Genomic DNA, 18,050 nt, shown 5'->3' on the forward strand with positions numbered 1-18,050 from the left:
GGCCCGGGGCGGCAGAACGCCACCCCGGGCCCATCACGACCTTGGAGGGAGGGCGCGTCGGCCCTCCCCCGAAGGTCACGGCGCGGTCGGAACCTTGATCTCGCCGCTCTTGATCTGATCGGCGTAGCCGTCGAGGTCGCCGATGATGTCGTCGACGTATCCGCCCGAGGTGGCGTAGCCGACGCCATCCTTGGCGAGATCGTACGTCTGGTAACCCACCAGCGGCGAATCCTCGGCCACGGCGCTGATCGCGTCGTAGGCCGCGACGTCGACGCGCTTGAGCATCGAGGTCAGGATGTGCGGCTTCTCCGTGTCGGAGGCGGTCTGCCACTGGTCGGAGTCGACACCGATGGCCCACATGCCGTCACCGGCCTCGACGGCAGACTGGAAGACACCCGCACCCGAGCCGCCGGCAGCGTGGTAGACCACGTCGGCGCCCTGGTCGAACATGCCGGTCGCTGCTGCCTTGCCTCCGGCGGGATCGTTGAAGCCGCTCGCGTCGGACTCCTCGATGTACTTCACCTGGATCTTGATGTCGGGCTTCACCGCCTTCGCACCTGCGGCGTAGCCGGCCTCGAACTTCTTGATGAGGTCGGAGTTGACGCCACCGACGAAGCCGACGTTGTTGGTCGTCGACTTCAGCGCCGCAGCGGCACCGACGAGGAAGGAGCCCTGCTCCTCGGCGAAGGTGAGGTAAGCGACGTTGTCGTTGGCCTGGTCGTCGGGGTCGAAGCCGTCGACCACGTCGAAGCTGACGTCCGGGTAGTCCGGCGCCACCTTGTTGACGGCCTCGCTGTAGAGGAATCCGACGGCGATGATCGGATCGTGCTCGGCGTCGGCCAGCTGGCGGAGGCGGTCCTCGCGAGCCGACTCGGCCTCGCCGTCCTGAGCCTCGGCCTCGGTGCACCGGGCGCCGAGCTCGTCGACAGCCTTCTTCACACCGACCGCGGCGGCGTCGTTGAACGACTTGTCGCCCTGACCACCCACGTCGTAAGCGATGCCGACCTTGGGGCCGTCACCTTCGGCGACCGAGCAGTCGAGCGTGTTGCTGCTGCCGGCATTGTCGTCGTCGCCGCCGTTGTCATCGTCGCTGCCGCAGCCGGCCAGAGCCAGCACGGCCACCGCGGCCAGCGCGGTGATCTTGCCCATTCGACGCAAGAGGACTCCTCAGTCACGAGTGTTCATCGCCCCGGGCCATCCCCAGAGGATTTTCGAACAATAACCCCGTCAACCCTTGACACGTGGGTGAACCCCTCGCGGGGAGAGGACCCGATACTCACTTGTTATCCTGAAAGACGGGCTGTTGCCGTACCGACGTCCGGCATCGGAGAACACCCACAATCAGGCGGCGACGACGATGGCGACAGTTGCCGTAGTCGCGGCCTCCGATCGCTCGGTCAGAGGGTCGGAGCGCTTGCCAGGGCCGCCATCGCGAGGACCTTCGCGCCGATCGCGACCGCGCGCTCGTCGATGCGCAGGTTGCCCTGGTGGAGGTCGTACGTGGGCCCCCCGGGCGTCCGGGTGCCGAGCCGGCCCATCGACCCCGGGACGGACTCGACGAACCACGCGAAGTCCTCTCCCCCGAGGCTCTGGCTGGTGCTCGTCACCGCGCTCGGACCGAGGGCGACCGCGACCGCGTCACGCAGGATCTCGGTCGACTCCACGTCGTTGACGACGGGCGGCACACCCTGGGTGTAGGTGACCTCGGCGTCGACCCCGTACGGAGCGACGATCTCGCGCACCAGCGCCCGTACGAGGTGCTCTGCCTCGTGCCAGGCGGTCGCGTCGAGCATCCGCAGCGTGCCGGTGGCCTCTCCCGTCGCGGGGATCACGTTCGGCGCGCTCCCGGCGTTGATGCTCCCCCAGACCAGGCTCGCGCCGGCACGGGGGTCGAGCCGCCGCGACAACGCGGCCGGCAGCTGCGTGCAGAGGGTCGCCAGGGCGAACGTGAGGTCCTGGGTGAGGTGCGGGCGTGAGGTGTGCCCGCCGCGACCGGTCAGCTGGATGCGGACACGGTCGGCCGCGCCGGTGATGGACCCTTCACGCAGGCCGACGAGACCGACGTCGAGCGAGGGGTCGCAGTGCAGCGCGAACGTCCGCGAGACCCCCGACAGCGCCCCGGCGGCGAGGACCGCGAGGGCGCCCCCGGGCATGACCTCCTCGGCCGGCTGGAACACCAGCCGGACGCGCACCGGCAGGCCGCCGTCGTGGGCGAAGCGCGCGAGCGCGCCCGCGGCGCCTAGCAGCGCTGTCGTGTGCACATCGTGGCCGCAGGCGTGCGCGACGCCGGGGACCGCCGAACGCCACGGGTCGGACGTCTTGTCCGCGACCGGCAGCCCGTCGAGGTCGGCGCGCAATGCGACGATCATGCCGTCGTGCTCACCGATCTCCGCGACGAGGCCGGTCGGGTCGAGCCGCGTCGCCTCGATACCGAACTTGTCCAGCCAGCGCGCGACCACCTCGGTGGTGCGGTGTTCCTGCCAGGACAACTCCGGATGGGCGTGCAGGTCACGGCGGACGTCGAGCAGGTCAGGCACGAGTGCATCGACGGCCGCGACGAGGTCCGCGGGCGTGGGCATGCCCCCAGGCTAACGCTCGTCGTGTGCCGCGCCGCACGGTGCACGCGCCGCGAGACGAGCCGAGGCTGCCATCCATCCTCGGACGTCATACGGATCGCGGGTCGGGACCCACGATCCGTATGACGTCACGGGTGAGCGACCGTCAGGCCTTGCCCTTGGCGAGCGCGCCGAGCAGGTCGCGGTTGAGCCGCGAGATCGTGTCGAGCGGGATGCCCTTGGGGCAGGCCGCCGTGCACTCACCGATGTTGGTGCAGTTGCCGAAGCCCTCGTGGTCGTGCTGCTCGACCATCCCGACCACGCGCGAGGCACGCTCGGGCTGGCCCTGCGGGAGCAGACCGAGGTGGGTGATCTTGGCAGCGGTGAACAGCATCGCCGAGCCGTTCGGGCACGCCGCCACGCAGGCGCCGCAGCCGATGCAGGTCGCGGCCTCGAACGCGTGGTCGGCGTCCTCCTTCGGCACGGGGAGATTGTTGGCCTCCGGAGCCGATCCTGTGGGAGCGCTGATGTAGCCGCCGGCCTGGATGATGCGGTCGAACGCACCCCGGTCAACGACGAGGTCCTTCACGACCGGGAAAGACGACGAGCGCCACGGCTCGATGTCGATGACGTCGCCGTCCTTGAACGAGCGCATGTGCAGCTGGCACGTGGTCGTACGCTCCGGGCCGTGCGCGAGGCCGTTGATGACCAGGCCGCACATGCCGCAGATGCCCTCGCGACAGTCGCTGTCGAACGCGATCGGCTCCTCGCCCTCGAGGGTGAGGCGCTCGTTGAGCACGTCGAGCATCTCGAGGAACGACATGTGCTCCGAGACGTCGTCGAGGTCGTACCCGACCATCTTGCCCTCGGCGGACGGGTTGGCCTGACGCCACACACGAACGGTGATCTTCACTTGTAGCTCCGCTGCTTCATCTCGACGTTCTGGTAGATCAGGGCTTCCTTGTGGAGGACCGGCTTGCCGCCGTCCCCACCGAACTCCCATGCGGCGACGTACGCGAAGTCGTCGTCGTGGCGCAGTGCCTCGCCGTCCTCGGTCTGGCTCTCGACGCGGAAGTGGCCGCCGCACGACTCACGGCGGTGCAGCGCGTCGATGCACATGAGCTCGCCGAGGTCGATGAAGTCGGCCACGCGGCCGGCGCGCTCTAGGGTCTGGTTGAGGTCCTCGTTGACGCCGGTGACCTTGACGTTGCGCCAGAACTCGGTGCGCAGCTCGCGGATCAGCTCGATCGCCTTGAGCAGGCCGCCCTCCGTGCGCGCCATGCCGCAGTACTCCCACATGATGGTGCCGAGCTCGCGGTGGAACGAGTCGACCGTACGGGTGCCGTTGATCGACAGCAGCTTCTCGATGCGGTCGGTGACCTGCTGCTTCGCCTCGACGGCCGCGGGGTGCGTCTCGTCGATCGGCTCGTACGGGCCGTCGGCGAGGTAGTTCGCCAGCGTGTACGGGAGCACGAAGTAGCCGTCGGCCAGGCCCTGCATCAGCGCGCTGGCGCCGAGGCGGTTGGCGCCGTGGTCGGAGAAGTTGGCCTCACCGGTCACGAACAGGCCGGTGATCGAGCTCTGCAGGTCGTAGTCGACCCAGAGGCCACCCATCGTGTAGTGGACCGCCGGATAGATCCGCATCGGCGTCTCGTACGGGTTCTCGCCCGTGATCTGGGCGTACATGTCGAAGAGGTTGCCGTACTTCGCCTCGACCGTGTCGCGTCCGAGGCGCGCGATCGCGTCGGCGAAGTCGAGGTAGACGCCGAGCCCGCCGGGTCCGACGCCACGCCCCTCGTCGCAGACGTACTTCGCGGCGCGCGAGGCGATGTCACGTGGCACGAGGTTGCCGAAGGACGGGTACTGGCGCTCCAGGTAGTAGTCGCGCTCGTCCTCGGGGATCTGCGAGGCGGGACGGTCGTCGCCGGCCTTCTTGGGGACCCAGATGCGACCGTCGTTACGCAGCGACTCGCTCATCAGCGTCAGCTTCGACTGGTAGTCGCCGGAGACGGGGATGCAGGTCGGGTGGATCTGCGTGTAGCAGGGGTTGCCGAAGTAGGCGCCCTTGCGATGCGCACGCCAGTTGGCGGTGACGTTGCAGCCCATCGCGTTGGTCGACAGGAAGAAGACGTTGCCGTAACCGCCGGTCGCGAGGACCACGGCGTCGGCGAAGTGCGACTCGATCTCGCCGGTCACCATGTCTCGGACGATGACGCCGCGGGCACGCCCGTCGGCGACGATGACCTCGAGCATCTCGTGGCGCGTGTGGTTGATGACCGTGCCAGCGGCGACCTGACGCTCGAGCGCCTGGTAGGCGCCGATCAGCAGCTGCTGACCGGTCTGGCCACGGGCGTAGAACGTACGGGACACCTGGACGCCGCCGAAGGAGCGGTTGTCGAGCAGGCCGCCGTACTCGCGGGCGAAGGGGACGCCCTGCGCGACGCACTGGTCGATGATCTCCACCGACACCTGCGCGAGGCGGTAGACGTTGGACTCGCGGCTGCGGAAGTCGCCGCCCTTGACCGTGTCGTAGAACAGGCGGTAGATCGAGTCGCCGTCGTTGCGGTAGTTCTTGGCGGCGTTGATGCCACCCTGCGCGGCGATCGAGTGCGCGCGCCGCGGGCTGTCCTGGTAGCAGAAGCTGGTGACGTGGTAGCCGGCCTCGCCGAGCGTGGCGGCGGCGGAGGCACCGGCCAGGCCGGTGCCGACGATGATCACCTTGAGCTTGCGACGGTTGGCCGGGTTGACGAGCTTGGCCTCGAAGCGGCGGGTGTCCCAGCGCTTCGTCACGTCGACGTCGGGCGCCTTGGTGTCGGCGATCGGCTCACCGAGGTCGTAGATGTCGGTGAAGTCGTCGGTGCGTGCGTGTGTGTTGACGGTCATGGGGTCAGCCCACCCATCCGAAGAAGATGGCGAACGGCGGAACCAGGAACCCGATCGTGATGATCCCTGCCACCGCGTACGCGAGGACGTTGAGGTTGCGGCGCGCCTTCACGCTGGTGTTGGCGCCGAGCGTGGTCAGGGCGCTCCAGACGCCGTGGCGCAGATGGAACCCGACCGCGAGCAACGCGATCGTGTAGGCGAGCACCATGTACCACTCGCCAAAGGTGTTGAGCACCCGCTCGTACGGGCTCGGCGAAGCACCGCCCGGCGCGATGTCGTTCGTCGTGAGGTTGAGCAGGTGGAAGATGATGAACAGCAAGATGATGACGCCGCCCCAGCGGAGCGTGAACGACGCGTAGCTGCGCTGGAAGCCGCGCTTGTTCTGCTTCGACTTGTAGCGCGGGCCGGAACCGACCTTGATCGCCTTGTGGTCGCGCCTCGAGAGCACGACCGCGGCGTACACGTGGCCGATGATCGCGACCAGGAGCACCACACGGATGATCCAGAGGGCTCCCTCGCGCGGCAGGTAGGGCTCGCCCAGGATCCGCAGGTGGTGCGAGTACCCGTCGAAGGCGGCCTGACCGCTGAACACCTTGAGGTTGCCGTACATGTGAAGCAGGAGGTAGCCGACCATGATCAGGCCGGTGACCGCCATGAGCGCTTTGAGCGCGACGGTGGAACGCCGTGCGCCCACCCGCTGCTTGGTCATCTCAGTTGTCGCCACACGATCACGATAGGACGCAAAGTCACCTATGCGCTAAGTCATAGTGAGGCTTACTTTCATAGCCGTTGGCTATGAAACACTGGGTGGGTGCAGATCCATCAGCTCGCGTACTTCGTCGCGGTCGCCCGTACGCGACATTTCACCCAGGCTGCCGAGGAGTCCGGCGTCTCGCAGCCGAGCCTGTCCAAGCAGATCCGCGTCCTCGAGAACTCCCTCGGCACGGCACTGTTCGAGCGTGAGCGCGGCGCCGTCCGTCTCACTCCCGCCGGCGAGGCGCTCCTCCCCCACGCGCAGGAGATCCTCATCGAGGTCGACGAGGGTCTGCGCGCGGTCCGCGAGGTCAGCGGGCTCCAGCGCGGTCGTGTACGCGTCGGCGCGACGCCCTCGATGTGGGACGGGCTGATGGCCGACGCCATGGTCGCGTTCCGGTCGGCGTATCCGGGCATCGAGCTCGAAGTCACCGAAGGTGGCTCACGGCTGCTCACCCGCGACCTCGGCCGAGGTGCCCTCGACCTCGCGCTCGTCATCGTGCCGCTGCGAGGTGACGATCCGGACCTCGTCGCGACGCCGCTGCTGCGCGAGCGGCTGGTGGTCGCGGGTCCGGCCGACGCCTCCGGGCTCGGGCCGGGCCCGGTCGCGGTGCGCGATCTCGAGGGGGTGCCGCTAGTGATGTTCCGGGAGGGGTACGACCTGCGCGACACGACGACCAACGCGTGCCTCGACGCCGGTTTCGAGCCGACGATGGCGATCGAGGGCGGCGAGATGAACGCGGTGCTGCGCTTCGTCGAGGCCGGGCTGGGCTACGCCGTGGTGCCGAGCATGGTGCTCGCGTCTCGACCGGGGCTGCGGGGGACACCGATCGACGAGCCCGAGCTGACCCGGACGATCGCGCTCGCCCACCGTCGGACGCTCGCAATGCCGCTGGCCTCGCAGGCGTTCCGCGACCTGCTCGTGGCCTACCTGCGCGGCCTGGCGGCCGACCAGCTCGGCGACATGGACCTCATCGGCTGAGCCGACCTGGGTGGTTGAGCCTGTCGAAACCACCCACCGGACCAACCCGGGGCTCAACCACCGGACCGCCTCAGCCCGAGACCGGCGCGACAACGTCCGCGGGGATCGTGGGGTGGTTCGCGCCAGAGATGACGACGACCACCGTCTCGCCGTCGCGGACGTCGACCTTGCCCGCGACCAACGCCGCCAGCGCAGTCACGCCACCCGGCTCCGCGAGCACCCGGCACTCGTCCCACAGCAGGCGTCGCGCGGCAAGGATCTGGTCGTCGCTCACGAGCAGCGGCTCGGCGGCGAGCTCGCGGGCCACGGCGAAGGCGCGCTCACCGATCCGCGCAGCGCCGAGCGAGTCCGCGGCGACCCCGGAAACGTCGACGTCGACGCGCTCCCCTGCCGCGAGCGCGCTCACCAGCGAGGGGCACCGCTCCGGCTCGACCGGGACGACGGGCATCACGTCGCGCAACGCGAGCGCGGTGCCGCTGTAGAGCCCCCCGCCACCGCACGGCACCAGCACGCGACGGGCGTACGGGGCCTGGTCGCCGATCTCGATCCCGACACCGGCGGCGCCCGCGATGATCGCGTCCGCGTCGTAGGCATGAACGGGCAGCACCGGGCGTCCCTCGGCCCACGCCCGCGAGGCCTCGTACGCGGTCGCGTAGTAGCCGTCGACGATGTGCGCCGTTGCGCCGTACTCCTCGATCCGCCGCACCTTCTCCATCGGCGAGGTCGAGGGGACGAAGACGTCGGCCTCGATCCCGGCGATGCCGCACGCCCACGCGACCGCCGCGCCATGGTTGCCACCCGACGCCGCGACCGCGCCGGCGGTGCCGTCGGGCATCGCGAGGACGGCGTTGAGCGCACCACGCGCCTTGAACGAGCCGGTGTGCTGCAGCAGCTCGAGCTTGAGGAGCACCCGCCCCGCCACCCCGAGGTCACCGCCCGCGATCTCGACGACCGGGGTCCGGCGCACCATCGGCCGCAGCCGCGCGTACGTCTCCTCGATCTGCTCACGTCCGGGCAGTCGTACGGTCACGCCTTGCTCCTCGCCTTGTCGTGGCGGATCCACGCCCACGCCGCCGCGGCAAGGGCACCCGCCACCAGCAACGTACGGGACGCCGCAATCGCCTCGGAGCGCTCCTCCTCCGCCTCGGCAGACCGTGCGGGTGCCGCACCGAGCGGTCCTGCCGCGACCGCGCCGAACGCGGGGACCACGTGCGGGACGACCTCGACGCCGCGCGTACGGGCCTCGGGTGAGGTCATCGCCCACGACGCGCCGTAGATCGTCAGCTGGGCGAAGTAGTAGATCCAGACCAGCAGCGTGACCGACAGCGCCAGCGACGCCAGCGCACCACCGGCAGCGGCGCCGAGGATGAACGACGCAAGCTGCTTGATCGCCTCGAACCCGACCGCCGCCAGGAACGCACCGCGCCACAGCGCATGATCGGGGACGTCGGTGTGCGGGAGGAGCCGGTAGAGCGCGAAGAACAGGAGCGCGCTCGAGGCGATGCCGAGCAGCACACTCAGCACCTTCACCGTGATGTCGACCGGGGTGCTCTCCACCCCGATCTGATGCAGGAGGTCGCCGGTGTACTGGGTGACCGCACCGGAGAGTCCGACGGAGACCATGAGGATCAGCCCGACCAGCACGAGCGTCGCGAGATCACGCAGCTTGCCCGGCAGGAATCCGTACGACTTCTGCGTCGGGACGCCGAACGCGGCCTCGAGGGACGTCCGCAGGTTGGAGACGAATCCGAGGCCCGTGTAGAGCACACCGAGGGCGCCGATGACACCGGCGACGTTGCGGGTGGCCGCGATCTGGTCGAACGAGATCTGCCCGGCCGGCGGCGGGTCCTCGGCCGTCACGATGCCGGGAAGGATCTGGTCGATCGCCGTCTCGAGCGCGTCCTGCGCGCCGGGGAAGTACTCCGAGATGTAGCCGACCACGAAGAACGCCAGCGCGAGGATCGGGAAGACCGACAAAAAGCCGAAGTAGGTGATGCCACCGGACAGGATGCTGCCGCGGACCTGGCCGAAGTGCTGGATCGTGCGCACGACGTGGTCGACGAACGGCCACCGGCGGCGAACTCTCGCGAACCACGCCTTGAGCCGTGCGATCAGCCTGCCCACCAGCCGCTCCCCGTCCCGGCCCTGAGGGGACCGTCAGCCGAGCTCGAACTCCCGGAACGGAACCCAGCCCGCCACGTCATCGTGCAGGTATACGGCGAAGGCGCGCACCTCGAACTCGCACTCGAAGCCCGAGAGGGCCTCGTACGCACGGTCGAGCGCCTCGTCGCTGAGGTGGTGAGCGACGGTGACGTGGGGGTGGTAGGGGAACTCGAGGTCGCCTTCGAGGAGCCCGTCGCGCACGTGCTTGGCGAGCTGCTCGGCGCTGGAGATGCCTTCGCTCACCGTGACGAAGACGACCGGTGAGACCGGTCGAAACGTGCCGGTCCCGCGTAGGCGCATCGTGAACGGCTCGACGTTGGTCGCGTCCACGGTGAGCTTGTCGTAGATCTGCTCCAGGGCGTGGTCGGCGACCTCGGTCGGCGGCAGCAGCGTCACGTGGGACGGGACGAGCACCGCCTGCGGGTCGCCGAAGTCGGCTCGGCGCTGACGCAGCTCACTGCCCCAGGGATCCGGGACGGGAATGGCGACGCCGATCGTGGGCATGGCGACCACCCTAGCGTCCAGGCACCGTCGACAGTGAGGGCCTACACGGCGCGAACGAACCCGACCCGGTCGTACACGTCGCCGAGCGTCTTGGACGCCACTTCCCGGGCCCGCTGCGCCCCCTCGCGCAAGATCGCGTCGAGCTCGCCCTTGTCCTCGAGGAGCGCGTTGGTGCGCTCGCGCAGCGGCGTGACGAAGTCGGACACGATCTCGCTCAGGTCGACCTTGAACGCGCCGTAGCCCTGCCCCTCGTACTGCGCGGCGATATCGTCGACGGCCCGGCCCGTCAGGGCGGCGTAGATCGACAGCAGGTTGGAGACGCCCGGCTTCTCCTCGGCGTCGAAGCGGACCTCGCCGTCGGAGTCGGTCACCGCGGACCGGATCTTCTTGGCCGCCGACTTCGGCTCCTCGAGGATCTCGAGGATCCCCTTGGGCGACGACGCCGACTTGCTCATCTTGATCGTCGGGTCCTGCAGGTCGAGGATCTTCGCGGTGCCGGCGACGATGAACGGCTCCGGGACGGTGAACGTGTCGCCGTACCGGCTGTTGAAGCGTTGCGCGAGGTCACGGGTGAGCTCGAGGTGCTGGCGCTGGTCTTCGCCGACCGGGACGCCGTCGGCCTGGTAGAGCAGCACGTCGGCCGCCATGAGGATCGGGTAGGTGAAGAGGCCGACGGACGCCTGCTCGACACCGCCCTTGGCCGACTTGTCCTTGAACTGAGTCATCCGACGGGCCTCGCCGAAGCCCGTGATGCAGTTGAGGACCCACGCGAGCTCGGCGTGCTCGGGGACCTGGCTCTGGACGAAGAGCGTCGCCCGCTTCGGGTCGAGACCGAGCGCGATCAGCTGCGCGGCGGCACGGTACGTCCGGTCGCGCACGACGGCAGGGTCGAACGCGACGGTGATCGCGTGCATGTCCGGGATGAAGTAGAACGCGTCGTGGTCCTCCTGCAGCGCCACCCAGTGCCGCACCGCTCCGAGGTAGTTGCCGATGTGGAACGCGTCCGCGGTCGGCTGGATACCGGAGAGCACACGGGGGCGGGTGGTCGAATCAGGCATGATCCGATTCTGCCAGCCCGGTCTCGGGCGACGCCTCCGGATTCGGCTCGGCGTCGACCCGCAGGCGCGAGGCACGTCGTCCGTCCATCGCCGAGACGGTGAGACGGTGCCCGTCGACGAGGATGGAGTCCCCAACGGCGGGGATGCGCCCGAGCCCGGCCACGACGAACCCGGCGACCGTCTCGAACGGCCCCTCAGGCAGCTCGATGCCCGTCTCCTCGGCGAACGCGTCGCGGTTGAGCAGGCCGTCGACCTCGACTGCACCACCGGTGAAGCGCGTGGTCTGCGCGTCGACGGTGTCGTACTCGTCGCGGATGTCGCCGACGAGCTCCTCGACGAGATCCTCGAGGGTGACGATGCCGTCCGTGCCTCCGTACTCGTCGAGCACGATCGCCAGGTGAATCTCGGCGCGACGCATGTCGGTGATGGCGGCGAGCACGTTGCGAGTGCCGGGGATCATCACGACGTCACGCACCAGGTCACCCACCCGTACGGACCGGTCGTGCATGCCCGGGTCGAACAGGTCGCGCACGTGGACGAAACCCTCGACCTCGTCGGCGCTCCCCCGGACCACGGGATAGCGGGAGTGCGGCTTCTCCCGCGCCATCTGCACCGCCTTGTAGACCGGGGTCGCGACGTCCATGAAGTCCACTTCGGTCCGCGGCAGCATCACCTCGCGCACCTGGAGGTCACCGGCGGCGAAGACGTCCTCGACGATGCGCCGCTCCTCGTCGGACAGGCCATGCGTCGTCTGGACGAGCCCCCGCAGCTCGACGTCGGTGATCTCCTCGCGTGCCGCGGACGGGTCGCCGCCGAGCATCCGGACGACGAAGTTCGTCGAGACCGACAGCAGCAAGATCACCGGCGTGGCGACCTTCGCGATCGCGTCGACGCCGGGCGCCAGCGCGAGCGAGAACGACACCGCGTGCTGCATCGCGAGTCGCTTGGCGGTGAGCTCGGAGAACACGATCGAGAGGTACGAGATGAAGACCGTGACGAGGATCAGCGCGAGAGCCGAGGCGACTCCGCTGGACAGGCCGGCGTCGACGAGGAGAGGACTCAGGTCGCCGGCGAGGGTCGCACCGCCGAAGGCCGCCGAGAGGAAGCCCGACAGCGTGACCCCGATCTGGACCGCGGACAAAAAGCGGTTGGGGTCGGAGGCCAGGCGGGCGACCGTCGCTCCACGCTTGCCGCGGGTCGCGATCTCGGGGAACTGGGAGTCACGCAGCGACACCAGCGCCATCTCCGCCGCCGCGAACACCCCGCCGAGCGCGATGAACACGAGCACGAGGGCGATGTTCCACAGGGTCTCGTCCACCCTGCCAGCGTAGCCATGGGGCATAGGCAAAAATGGCGGCATGACGTCACCCCTCCCCCTGGCCCCCGGCGAGATCGGTACGTGGGCCGCCCCCGGTCGCGTCAACCTCATCGGAGAGCACCTCGACTACGTCGGCGGTCCGGTGATGCCGATCGCGATCGATCTGCGCACCACGGTGAAGGTCCGGCGACGCGACGACGGCAAGGTGCGGGTGTGGTCGTCGGTCTCCGAGGGGTCGACAGAGTTCGACGTCACAACGACGCCGGGCGACGTGGAGGGGTGGGCTCGCTACGTCGCGGGGACCGTCTGGGCGCTGGCGCAGTCGGGCCTGACGACAGGGGGTGCGGACCTCGTGATCTCTTCCGACGTCCCGCTCGGTGCGGGGTTGTCGAGCTCGGCGGCGCTCGAGTGTGGCGTCGCCGTCGCACTGGCCGGCGCCGAGGGCTGGGAGATCGACCCGATCACGCTGGCGCTGACGTGCCAGCGCGCCGAGAACGACTACGTCGGAGCGCCGACGGGCTCGATGGACCAGCTCGCGTCGATGTGCGGAGAGCGCGGCCACGCCCTTCTCATCGAGACGGCGCCGACACCACCCACCTTACGAGCGGTTCCGGCGTACTGGGTCGAGGACGGCTACGCCCTCGTCGTCGTCGACACCCGGGCCAAGCACAGTCTGGCCACCGGCGAGTACGGCGTCCGGCGGACGCAGACCGAAGAGCTGAGCGCGCTCCTCGGTGTCGAGCGGCTCGCCGCCGCGCCGCCGGACGCGGTGCTGAAGGTTGAGGACCCCGTCCTCAAGGCGCGGCTGCGCCACGTGATCACCGAGACCCAGCGCGTACGGTCTGCCGTGCGGGCGCTGTCGTCCCGCGACTGGGCACAGCTCGGCCAGCTCATGACGGCGTCGCACGCCTCACTGCGTGACGACTACGACGTGAGCGCCCCGGAGCTCGACCTGACCGTCGAGGCGGCGATGGAGCACGGTGCGCTCGGGGCGCGGATGACCGGAGGCGGGTTCGGCGGGAGCGCGATCGCGCTGATCGAGGCCGACCGGGTGGGGTCGCTCACCGAGGCCGTGGCGGCTGCGTTCGCCCGCGTCGACTTCCCGGAGCCTCGCACGTTCGTCGTCTCCCCCGCCGACGGCGCCACCCGCCTCACGTGACCGCGAGTCGCTCCACGCCGACCGTCGACGTACGGAGCCCGGTGCGATGATGGGCGCCGTGAGCCTCGACCTCGATCTCCCCCGCCGCATCGCCTATCAAGGCGAGCCCGGCGCCAACTCGCACATCGCGTGCGCCGACGCCTACCCCGACTGGGAGCCGCTGGCCTGTGCGTCGTTCGAGGACGCGTTCGCGGCGGTCACCGACGGCCGGGCCGGGCTCGCGATGATCCCGATCGACAACACGCTCGCCGGCCGCGTCGCCGACATCCACCACTTCCTTCCGACGTCGGGGCTGCACATCGTCGGCGAGTACTTCCTCCCGATCCACTTCGACCTGCTCGCCGTCCCCGGCGCGACGCTGGAGTCGATCACCGAGGTCCACAGCCACGTCCACGCGCTCGGGCAGTGCCGGCGCATCATCCGCGAGCTCGGGCTCACCCCCGTCATCGCCGGCGACACCGCAGGCGCGGCACGCGAGGTCGCCGAGTGGGGCGACCCCACCAAGGCCGCGCTCGCGACGCCGCTGGCCGCGCGGACGTACGGGCTCGAGACGCTCGCGACCACCGTCGAGGACGAGGACCACAACACGACCCGCTTCGTCGTGCTCTCGCGTCACCCCGAGGTCCCCCCGCAGGGCGAGTGGCCGACGGTGACGACGTTCGTCTTCAACGTCCGCAACATCCCGGCCGCGCTCTACAAGGCGCTCGGCGGCTTCGCGACCAACGGGATCAACATGACCAAGCTCGAGAGCTACATGGTCGGCGGCACGTTCACGGCGACGATGTTCCTCGCCGAGGTCGACGGCCATCCCGAGGATGCGCCGCTCGCGCGCGCACTGGAGGAGCTGGCGTTCTTCTCCACCGAGGTGCAGGTCATGGGCGTCTATCCGGCCCACCCTCACCGGTTCGCCGACGCGTAGCTTCTTCTCGGCGCCGGAGGCGGTCCAGGGCGATCGTGGCGGCCTGGGTACGGGCAATCTCGGCCGTAGCTTCTGCCGCGGCCGCGGCCGCGGCGGAGCGTTCCGCCTCCCGGCGCCGATACTCGTAGGCCCGATGCTCGCGGTCACGCTGACGCTGATGCGCGCGTTCCTCCCGTGTCTCGGCGAGCTCGATGAGCTCGCCGATGCCGTACACGATGACGCCGACGAGGCGGACCGCCCACAGCCAGAACGGCGGCTCAGGCAAGACGAACAGCACCCCCGTGGTAGCGAGGATGACGATCAAGCCGACGTGGCTCAGCGCAAGCCCGATTCGCCGCACCGCGAACGACCAGCGCGGTTCCTCCGGGCGGCGGGCGGCCGACACGAAGTCGACGATCGCCCACGCGACGAGCAGCGCCAGTCCGGCGAGCAAGACGGCACCGTCAAACGCTCGCGGCCAACCGATCGGCAGCATCACCACGATGATCAGCCCCACGCCCGACGTCAAGAGGGCGAGCATCACCACCTCGCCCGGGGAGCGCTTCCTTCGCAGCACGCGCGGGAGTCGTCGCTCGCCTCGACGAGACATGGCCGGACACTATCGCCGCTGAAGGCCCGAATGGAACACCATTCCGTGAAATGCCCACTCCTTGGCCTCGGCACTGCCGACTCCGCGTCGTCCGAACCCGGTGGCCCGTACGGTGGACGTACCGGCGGGGAATCCTGCGGGCCCGTCCGCTGTTGAACCCCACAGACGCACAGACGTACCCGATCGAAATGGACGTGACATGGCAACCACTGCCCTGACCGCCGACAGCTTCATGGACACCATCTCCGGCGACGGCATCGTCCTGGTGGACTTCTGGGCCTCCTGGTGCGGCCCGTGCCGCCAGTTCGCCCCCGTCTTCGAGGCGGCGTCCGAGAAGAACGACGACATCGCCTTCACCAAGGTGGACACCGAGGCCGAGCAGGAGCTCGCTGGTGCGCTGCAGATCACCTCGATCCCGACGCTGATGGCCTTCCGCGACGGCATCTTGCTGTTCAACCAGCCCGGTGCCTTGCCCGCCCAGGCGCTCGAGCAGGTCATCGACGCCGTGCGCGAGGTCGACATGGACGAGGTCCGTGCCGAGGTCGCCAAGCAGCAGGCCGACCAGGGGTCCGCCCAGGCCTGAGCCCTGAGCCCATCCGTTCTCAACAGCCCCGCGGCCGCACCGGCCGGGGGGCTGTTGTCGTCCGGGAGTACGGTGATCTGCCGTGACCGCACCCGGAACGGCCCAGACCGAGACCCGTAGCCCGTGGCCCGCGCTCTGGGCGCTGGTGATCGGGTTCTTCATGATCCTCGTCGACTCCACGATCGTGTCGGTCGCGACGCCGACGATCATGGCTGCCTTCGATGCCGAGGTCGCGTCCGTCGTCTGGGTCACCTCGGCCTACCTGCTGGCGTACGCGGCCCCCCTGCTGGTCACCGGCCGGCTCGGCGACCGGTTCGGTCCCAAGCGCGTCTATCTGACGGGCCTGGTCGTCTTCACCACGGCGTCGCTGTGGTGCGGTCTGACCGGCACGATCGAGCAGCTGATCTGGGCCCGTGTGCTCCAGGGCCTCGGCGCGTCGATGATGACGCCGCAGACGATGGCCGTCATCACGCGCACCTTCCCGGCCGACAAGCGCGGCCGCGCGATGAGCCTGTGGGGCGCCGTCGCCGGCGTCGCGATGCTCGTCGGCCCGCTCCTCGGCGGCGTGCTCGTCGACTCCCTCGGGTGGGAGTGGATCTTCTTCGTCAACGTGCCGGTCGGCGTGGTCGCCCTCGTCCTCGCGGTGCGCCTGGTCCCCAACCTCCCGACGCTCTCCCATCGCTTCGACCTCGTCGGCGTCGCGCTGAGCGCGGTCGGCATGTTCCTCCTCGTCTTCGGCCTCCAGGAGGGCGAGACGTACGACTGGGGCACGATCACGGGCGTCGTCACCGTCTGGCGGCTGATCGGTCTCGGCCTGGCGGTGCTGGTCCTGTTCGTGGTCTGGCAGGCCGTCAACCGCGCGGAGCCGCTCGTGCCGCTCGGGTTGTTCAAGGACCGCAACTTCTCGCTGTCCAACGCCGCGATCACGACCGTCGGCTTCGGTATCACCGCGATGGCGTTTCCGCTGATGCTCTGGGCCCAGTCCGTCCGAGAGTGGTCGCCGACGCAGGCGGGCCTGCTGTTCGTCCCGATGGCGGTGATCGCCGCCACCCTCGCCCCGTGGGTGGGCACGATGGCCGACAGGGTGCATCCGCGCCTCCTCGCCGCGACCGGTCTGCTCTCCTTCATCGTGGCGCTCACGTGGCTGGCTCTGGTGCTGTCGCCCACCGCCCCGGTCTGGCAGATCCTGCTGCCCGTCGGCCTGCTCGGCGTCGCCAACGGCTTCATGTGGGCACCGATCGCCTCCACAGCGACCCGCAACCTCCCGATGAGCAGCGCCGGAGCCGGAGCAGGGGTCTACAACACGATGCGCCAGGTGGGCGGCGTCCTCGGCAGCGCGGCGATCGCGGCACTGATGCAGGCGCGCCTCACCGCCGAGCTCCCCGTCGGTGGCGCGGGCGCTGCGCCTGACGCCGCATCGCTTCCCGACGCCGCCCGCGAAGGCTTCAGCGCGGCCATGTCGCAGTCGCTCCTGCTCCCCGCCGCGGTGCTGGTGCTCGGGCTGGTCGCCGTGCTGCTGTACGAACGCCCGCGTCATCTGCGTACGGTTCGTTCCGTACGCTAGCGCTCATGTCCACCGCCGCCACGTACGTCCTGACCCTCACCTGCCCCGATCGACCGGGCTTGGTGCACGCGATCTCCTCCTGGATCGTGGACCGTGGCGGCAACATCCTCGACGCGCAGCAGTTCACCGACGCGGGTGCCGCGCGCTTCTTCGTGCGGGTGCACTTCGAGAGCGTCGTCGACCCGTACGACCTCGAGGCCCTGCGGGACGCATTCGTCCCGGTCGCCGAGCAGCACGCGATGGCGTGGGACCTCGGGGTCGCGGAGGCGCCGTGCCGCGCCCTGGTGATGGTGTCCAAGGAAGGGCACTGCCTCAACGACCTGCTGTTCCGGCAGAGCATCGGCGCGCTCAACATCGAGATCGGCGCGGTCGTCTCCAACCACACCACGCTGGAGCGGCTCGCGCGCTCGTACGACGTCCCGTTCCACCACGTTCGCGTCGTCGCGGGCGCCAAGGAGGAGGCGGAGGCGCAGATGTTCGCGCTCGTCGACGAGCTCGACATCGACCTGGTCGTCCTCGCGCGCTACATGCAGATCTTGTCCGACGACGCCTGCCGCCGGCTCCAGGGGCGCGCGATCAACATCCACCACAGCTTCTTGCCGAGCTTCAAGGGCGCCAAGCCGTACCACCAGGCCCACACGCGCGGCGTCAAGCTGATCGGCGCGACCGCGCACTACGTGACGGCCGACCTCGACGAGGGGCCGATCATCGAGCAGGACGTGACCCGCGTCGGCCATCAGCAGGACCCCTCCGCGCTGGTCCAGGCGGGCCGCGACGTCGAGACGCGCGTGCTGTCGCGCGCGGTCGGCCTCCACGCGGAGCAGCGGGTGCTCCTCAACGGCACCCGTACCGTCGTCTTCTCCTGACGCTCCAGCGACTCTCCCCCTGACGCCTCGCGCCTGAGCGCCTCGCCCACATCGTGAGAATCCTCGCCAGCGCGCTTTTCTCTCGCTATAGTCCAGTAATCTACTCGGGATTAGTAAGTCACTATCAACAGCGCATCATCGCGCTCGCTCGAAA

The 18,050-nt window shown here is 69.5% G+C and carries 17 protein-coding genes; 6 read left to right on the top strand and 11 right to left on the bottom strand.

The features are described from left to right. Positions 1-75: 75 nt before the first annotated feature. From HCT63_RS12845 to HCT63_RS12865, 5 genes are all read right to left on the bottom strand, one after another. Positions 76-1,149, bottom strand: a complete 1,074-nt coding sequence (locus HCT63_RS12845) for a BMP family ABC transporter substrate-binding protein (protein WP_167005357.1) — start codon at positions 1,147-1,149, stop codon at positions 76-78. A 248-nt stretch (positions 1,150-1,397) separates the two neighbouring features. After that, complete coding sequence (locus HCT63_RS12850) at positions 1,398-2,579, bottom strand: amidohydrolase (protein WP_167005360.1); 1,182 nt, start codon at positions 2,577-2,579, stop codon at positions 1,398-1,400. Between the two features lie 142 nt (positions 2,580-2,721). Further along, positions 2,722-3,468 carry a succinate dehydrogenase/fumarate reductase iron-sulfur subunit gene (locus HCT63_RS12855; protein WP_167005363.1) on the bottom strand — a complete coding sequence of 249 codons (747 nt, stop codon included), beginning with the start codon at positions 3,466-3,468 and terminating at the stop codon, positions 2,722-2,724. Further along, positions 3,465-5,438, bottom strand: a complete 1,974-nt coding sequence (locus HCT63_RS12860; RefSeq protein ID WP_167005366.1) for a fumarate reductase/succinate dehydrogenase flavoprotein subunit — start codon at positions 5,436-5,438, stop codon at positions 3,465-3,467. Before HCT63_RS12860 ends, HCT63_RS12855 begins: the two co-directional genes overlap by 4 nt. Positions 5,439-5,442: 4 nt before the next feature. Further along, entirely contained in the window at positions 5,443-6,162 is a 720-nt protein-coding gene (locus HCT63_RS12865; RefSeq protein ID WP_167005369.1) for a succinate dehydrogenase cytochrome b subunit, read from the bottom strand. Positions 6,163-6,249: 87 nt separating this feature from the next. On the opposite strand from HCT63_RS12865, the gene HCT63_RS12870 reads away from it, so the two are divergent. Then, on the top strand, positions 6,250-7,173 hold the full coding sequence (locus HCT63_RS12870) for a LysR substrate-binding domain-containing protein (RefSeq protein WP_167005372.1): 924 nt from the start codon (positions 6,250-6,252) through the stop codon (positions 7,171-7,173). 70 nt (positions 7,174-7,243) lie between these two features. Here the strand turns inward: HCT63_RS12870 and HCT63_RS12875 are convergent, their stop codons facing one another. Genes HCT63_RS12875 through HCT63_RS12895 form a run of 5 tightly spaced genes read right to left on the bottom strand, consistent with a single transcriptional unit; the run spans position 7,244 to position 12,216 of the window. Next, positions 7,244-8,203, bottom strand: coding sequence for a serine/threonine dehydratase (locus HCT63_RS12875; RefSeq protein ID WP_243843023.1), 960 nt, complete (start codon positions 8,201-8,203; stop codon positions 7,244-7,246). Beyond that, a complete protein-coding gene (locus HCT63_RS12880) occupies positions 8,200-9,297 on the bottom strand; it encodes a YihY/virulence factor BrkB family protein (RefSeq protein ID WP_167005375.1) in 1,098 nt (365 codons plus the stop codon). The genes HCT63_RS12875 and HCT63_RS12880 overlap by 4 nt, the downstream gene beginning before the upstream one ends. A 33-nt stretch (positions 9,298-9,330) precedes the next feature. Continuing rightward, the gene (locus HCT63_RS12885) at positions 9,331-9,840 is read right to left on the bottom strand and encodes a 2'-5' RNA ligase family protein (protein ID WP_167005378.1); all 510 of its coding nucleotides are present in this window, start codon (positions 9,838-9,840) and stop codon (positions 9,331-9,333) included. A gap of 41 nt (positions 9,841-9,881) precedes the next feature. Next, positions 9,882-10,898 carry a tryptophan--tRNA ligase gene (gene trpS / locus HCT63_RS12890; RefSeq protein ID WP_167005381.1) on the bottom strand — a complete coding sequence of 339 codons (1,017 nt, stop codon included), beginning with the start codon at positions 10,896-10,898 and terminating at the stop codon, positions 9,882-9,884. After that, positions 10,891-12,216 (bottom strand): hemolysin family protein, encoded by a 1,326-nt coding sequence (locus tag HCT63_RS12895; RefSeq protein ID WP_167005384.1) that lies wholly within the window; start codon positions 12,214-12,216, stop codon positions 10,891-10,893. Before HCT63_RS12895 ends, trpS begins: the two co-directional genes overlap by 8 nt. Positions 12,217-12,256: 40 nt before the next feature. On the opposite strand from HCT63_RS12895, the gene galK reads away from it, so the two are divergent. Together galK and HCT63_RS12905 are read left to right on the top strand one after the other, a co-directional pair. Then, a complete protein-coding gene (gene galK, locus HCT63_RS12900; protein ID WP_167005387.1) occupies positions 12,257-13,375 on the top strand; it encodes a galactokinase in 1,119 nt (372 codons plus the stop codon). Positions 13,376-13,433: 58 nt separating this feature from the next. Next, the gene (locus tag HCT63_RS12905) at positions 13,434-14,294 is read left to right on the top strand and encodes a prephenate dehydratase (protein WP_243843024.1); all 861 of its coding nucleotides are present in this window, start codon (positions 13,434-13,436) and stop codon (positions 14,292-14,294) included. Here HCT63_RS12905 and HCT63_RS12910 read toward each other — a convergent pair. Next, positions 14,248-14,814: a hypothetical protein gene (locus HCT63_RS12910; protein WP_167005392.1), complete on the bottom strand. Its 567-nt coding sequence runs from the start codon at positions 14,812-14,814 to the stop codon at positions 14,248-14,250. The genes HCT63_RS12905 and HCT63_RS12910 overlap by 47 nt on opposite strands. A 268-nt stretch (positions 14,815-15,082) precedes the next feature. On the opposite strand from HCT63_RS12910, the gene trxA reads away from it, so the two are divergent. The 3 genes from trxA (at position 15,083) to purU (ending at position 17,896) form a co-directional block, all read left to right on the top strand. Continuing rightward, a complete protein-coding gene (gene trxA / locus HCT63_RS12915; RefSeq protein ID WP_167005394.1) occupies positions 15,083-15,466 on the top strand; it encodes a thioredoxin in 384 nt (127 codons plus the stop codon). Positions 15,467-15,548: 82 nt separating this feature from the next. Then, positions 15,549-17,030, top strand: a complete 1,482-nt coding sequence (locus tag HCT63_RS12920) for a DHA2 family efflux MFS transporter permease subunit (protein ID WP_167005396.1) — start codon at positions 15,549-15,551, stop codon at positions 17,028-17,030. Positions 17,031-17,035: 5 nt separating this feature from the next. Next, a complete protein-coding gene (gene purU / locus HCT63_RS12925) occupies positions 17,036-17,896 on the top strand; it encodes a formyltetrahydrofolate deformylase (RefSeq protein ID WP_167005398.1) in 861 nt (286 codons plus the stop codon). Positions 17,897-18,050: the final 154 nt, after the last annotated feature.

This window comes from Mumia sp. ZJ430 (assembly GCF_011751845.1).
GTDB lineage: Bacteria > Actinomycetota > Actinomycetes > Propionibacteriales > Nocardioidaceae > Mumia.

Coding starts and splice junctions, on each gene's coding strand:
- HCT63_RS12845 (WP_167005357.1), bottom strand. CDS start 1,149: ATGGGCAAGATCACCGCGCTGGCCGCGGTGGCCGTGCTGGCTCTGGCC.
- HCT63_RS12850 (WP_167005360.1), bottom strand. CDS start 2,579: ATGCCCACGCCCGCGGACCTCGTCGCGGCCGTCGATGCACTCGTGCCT.
- HCT63_RS12860 (WP_167005366.1), bottom strand. CDS start 5,438: ATGACCGTCAACACACACGCACGCACCGACGACTTCACCGACATCTAC.
- HCT63_RS12885 (WP_167005378.1), bottom strand. CDS start 9,840: ATGCCCACGATCGGCGTCGCCATTCCCGTCCCGGATCCCTGGGGCAGT.
- trpS (WP_167005381.1), bottom strand. CDS start 10,898: ATGCCTGATTCGACCACCCGCCCCCGTGTGCTCTCCGGTATCCAGCCG.
- galK (WP_167005387.1), top strand. CDS start 12,257: ATGACGTCACCCCTCCCCCTGGCCCCCGGCGAGATCGGTACGTGGGCC.
- HCT63_RS12910 (WP_167005392.1), bottom strand. CDS start 14,814: ATGCTCGCCCTCTTGACGTCGGGCGTGGGGCTGATCATCGTGGTGATG.
- trxA (WP_167005394.1), top strand. CDS start 15,083: ATGGCAACCACTGCCCTGACCGCCGACAGCTTCATGGACACCATCTCC.
- purU (WP_167005398.1), top strand. CDS start 17,036: ATGTCCACCGCCGCCACGTACGTCCTGACCCTCACCTGCCCCGATCGA.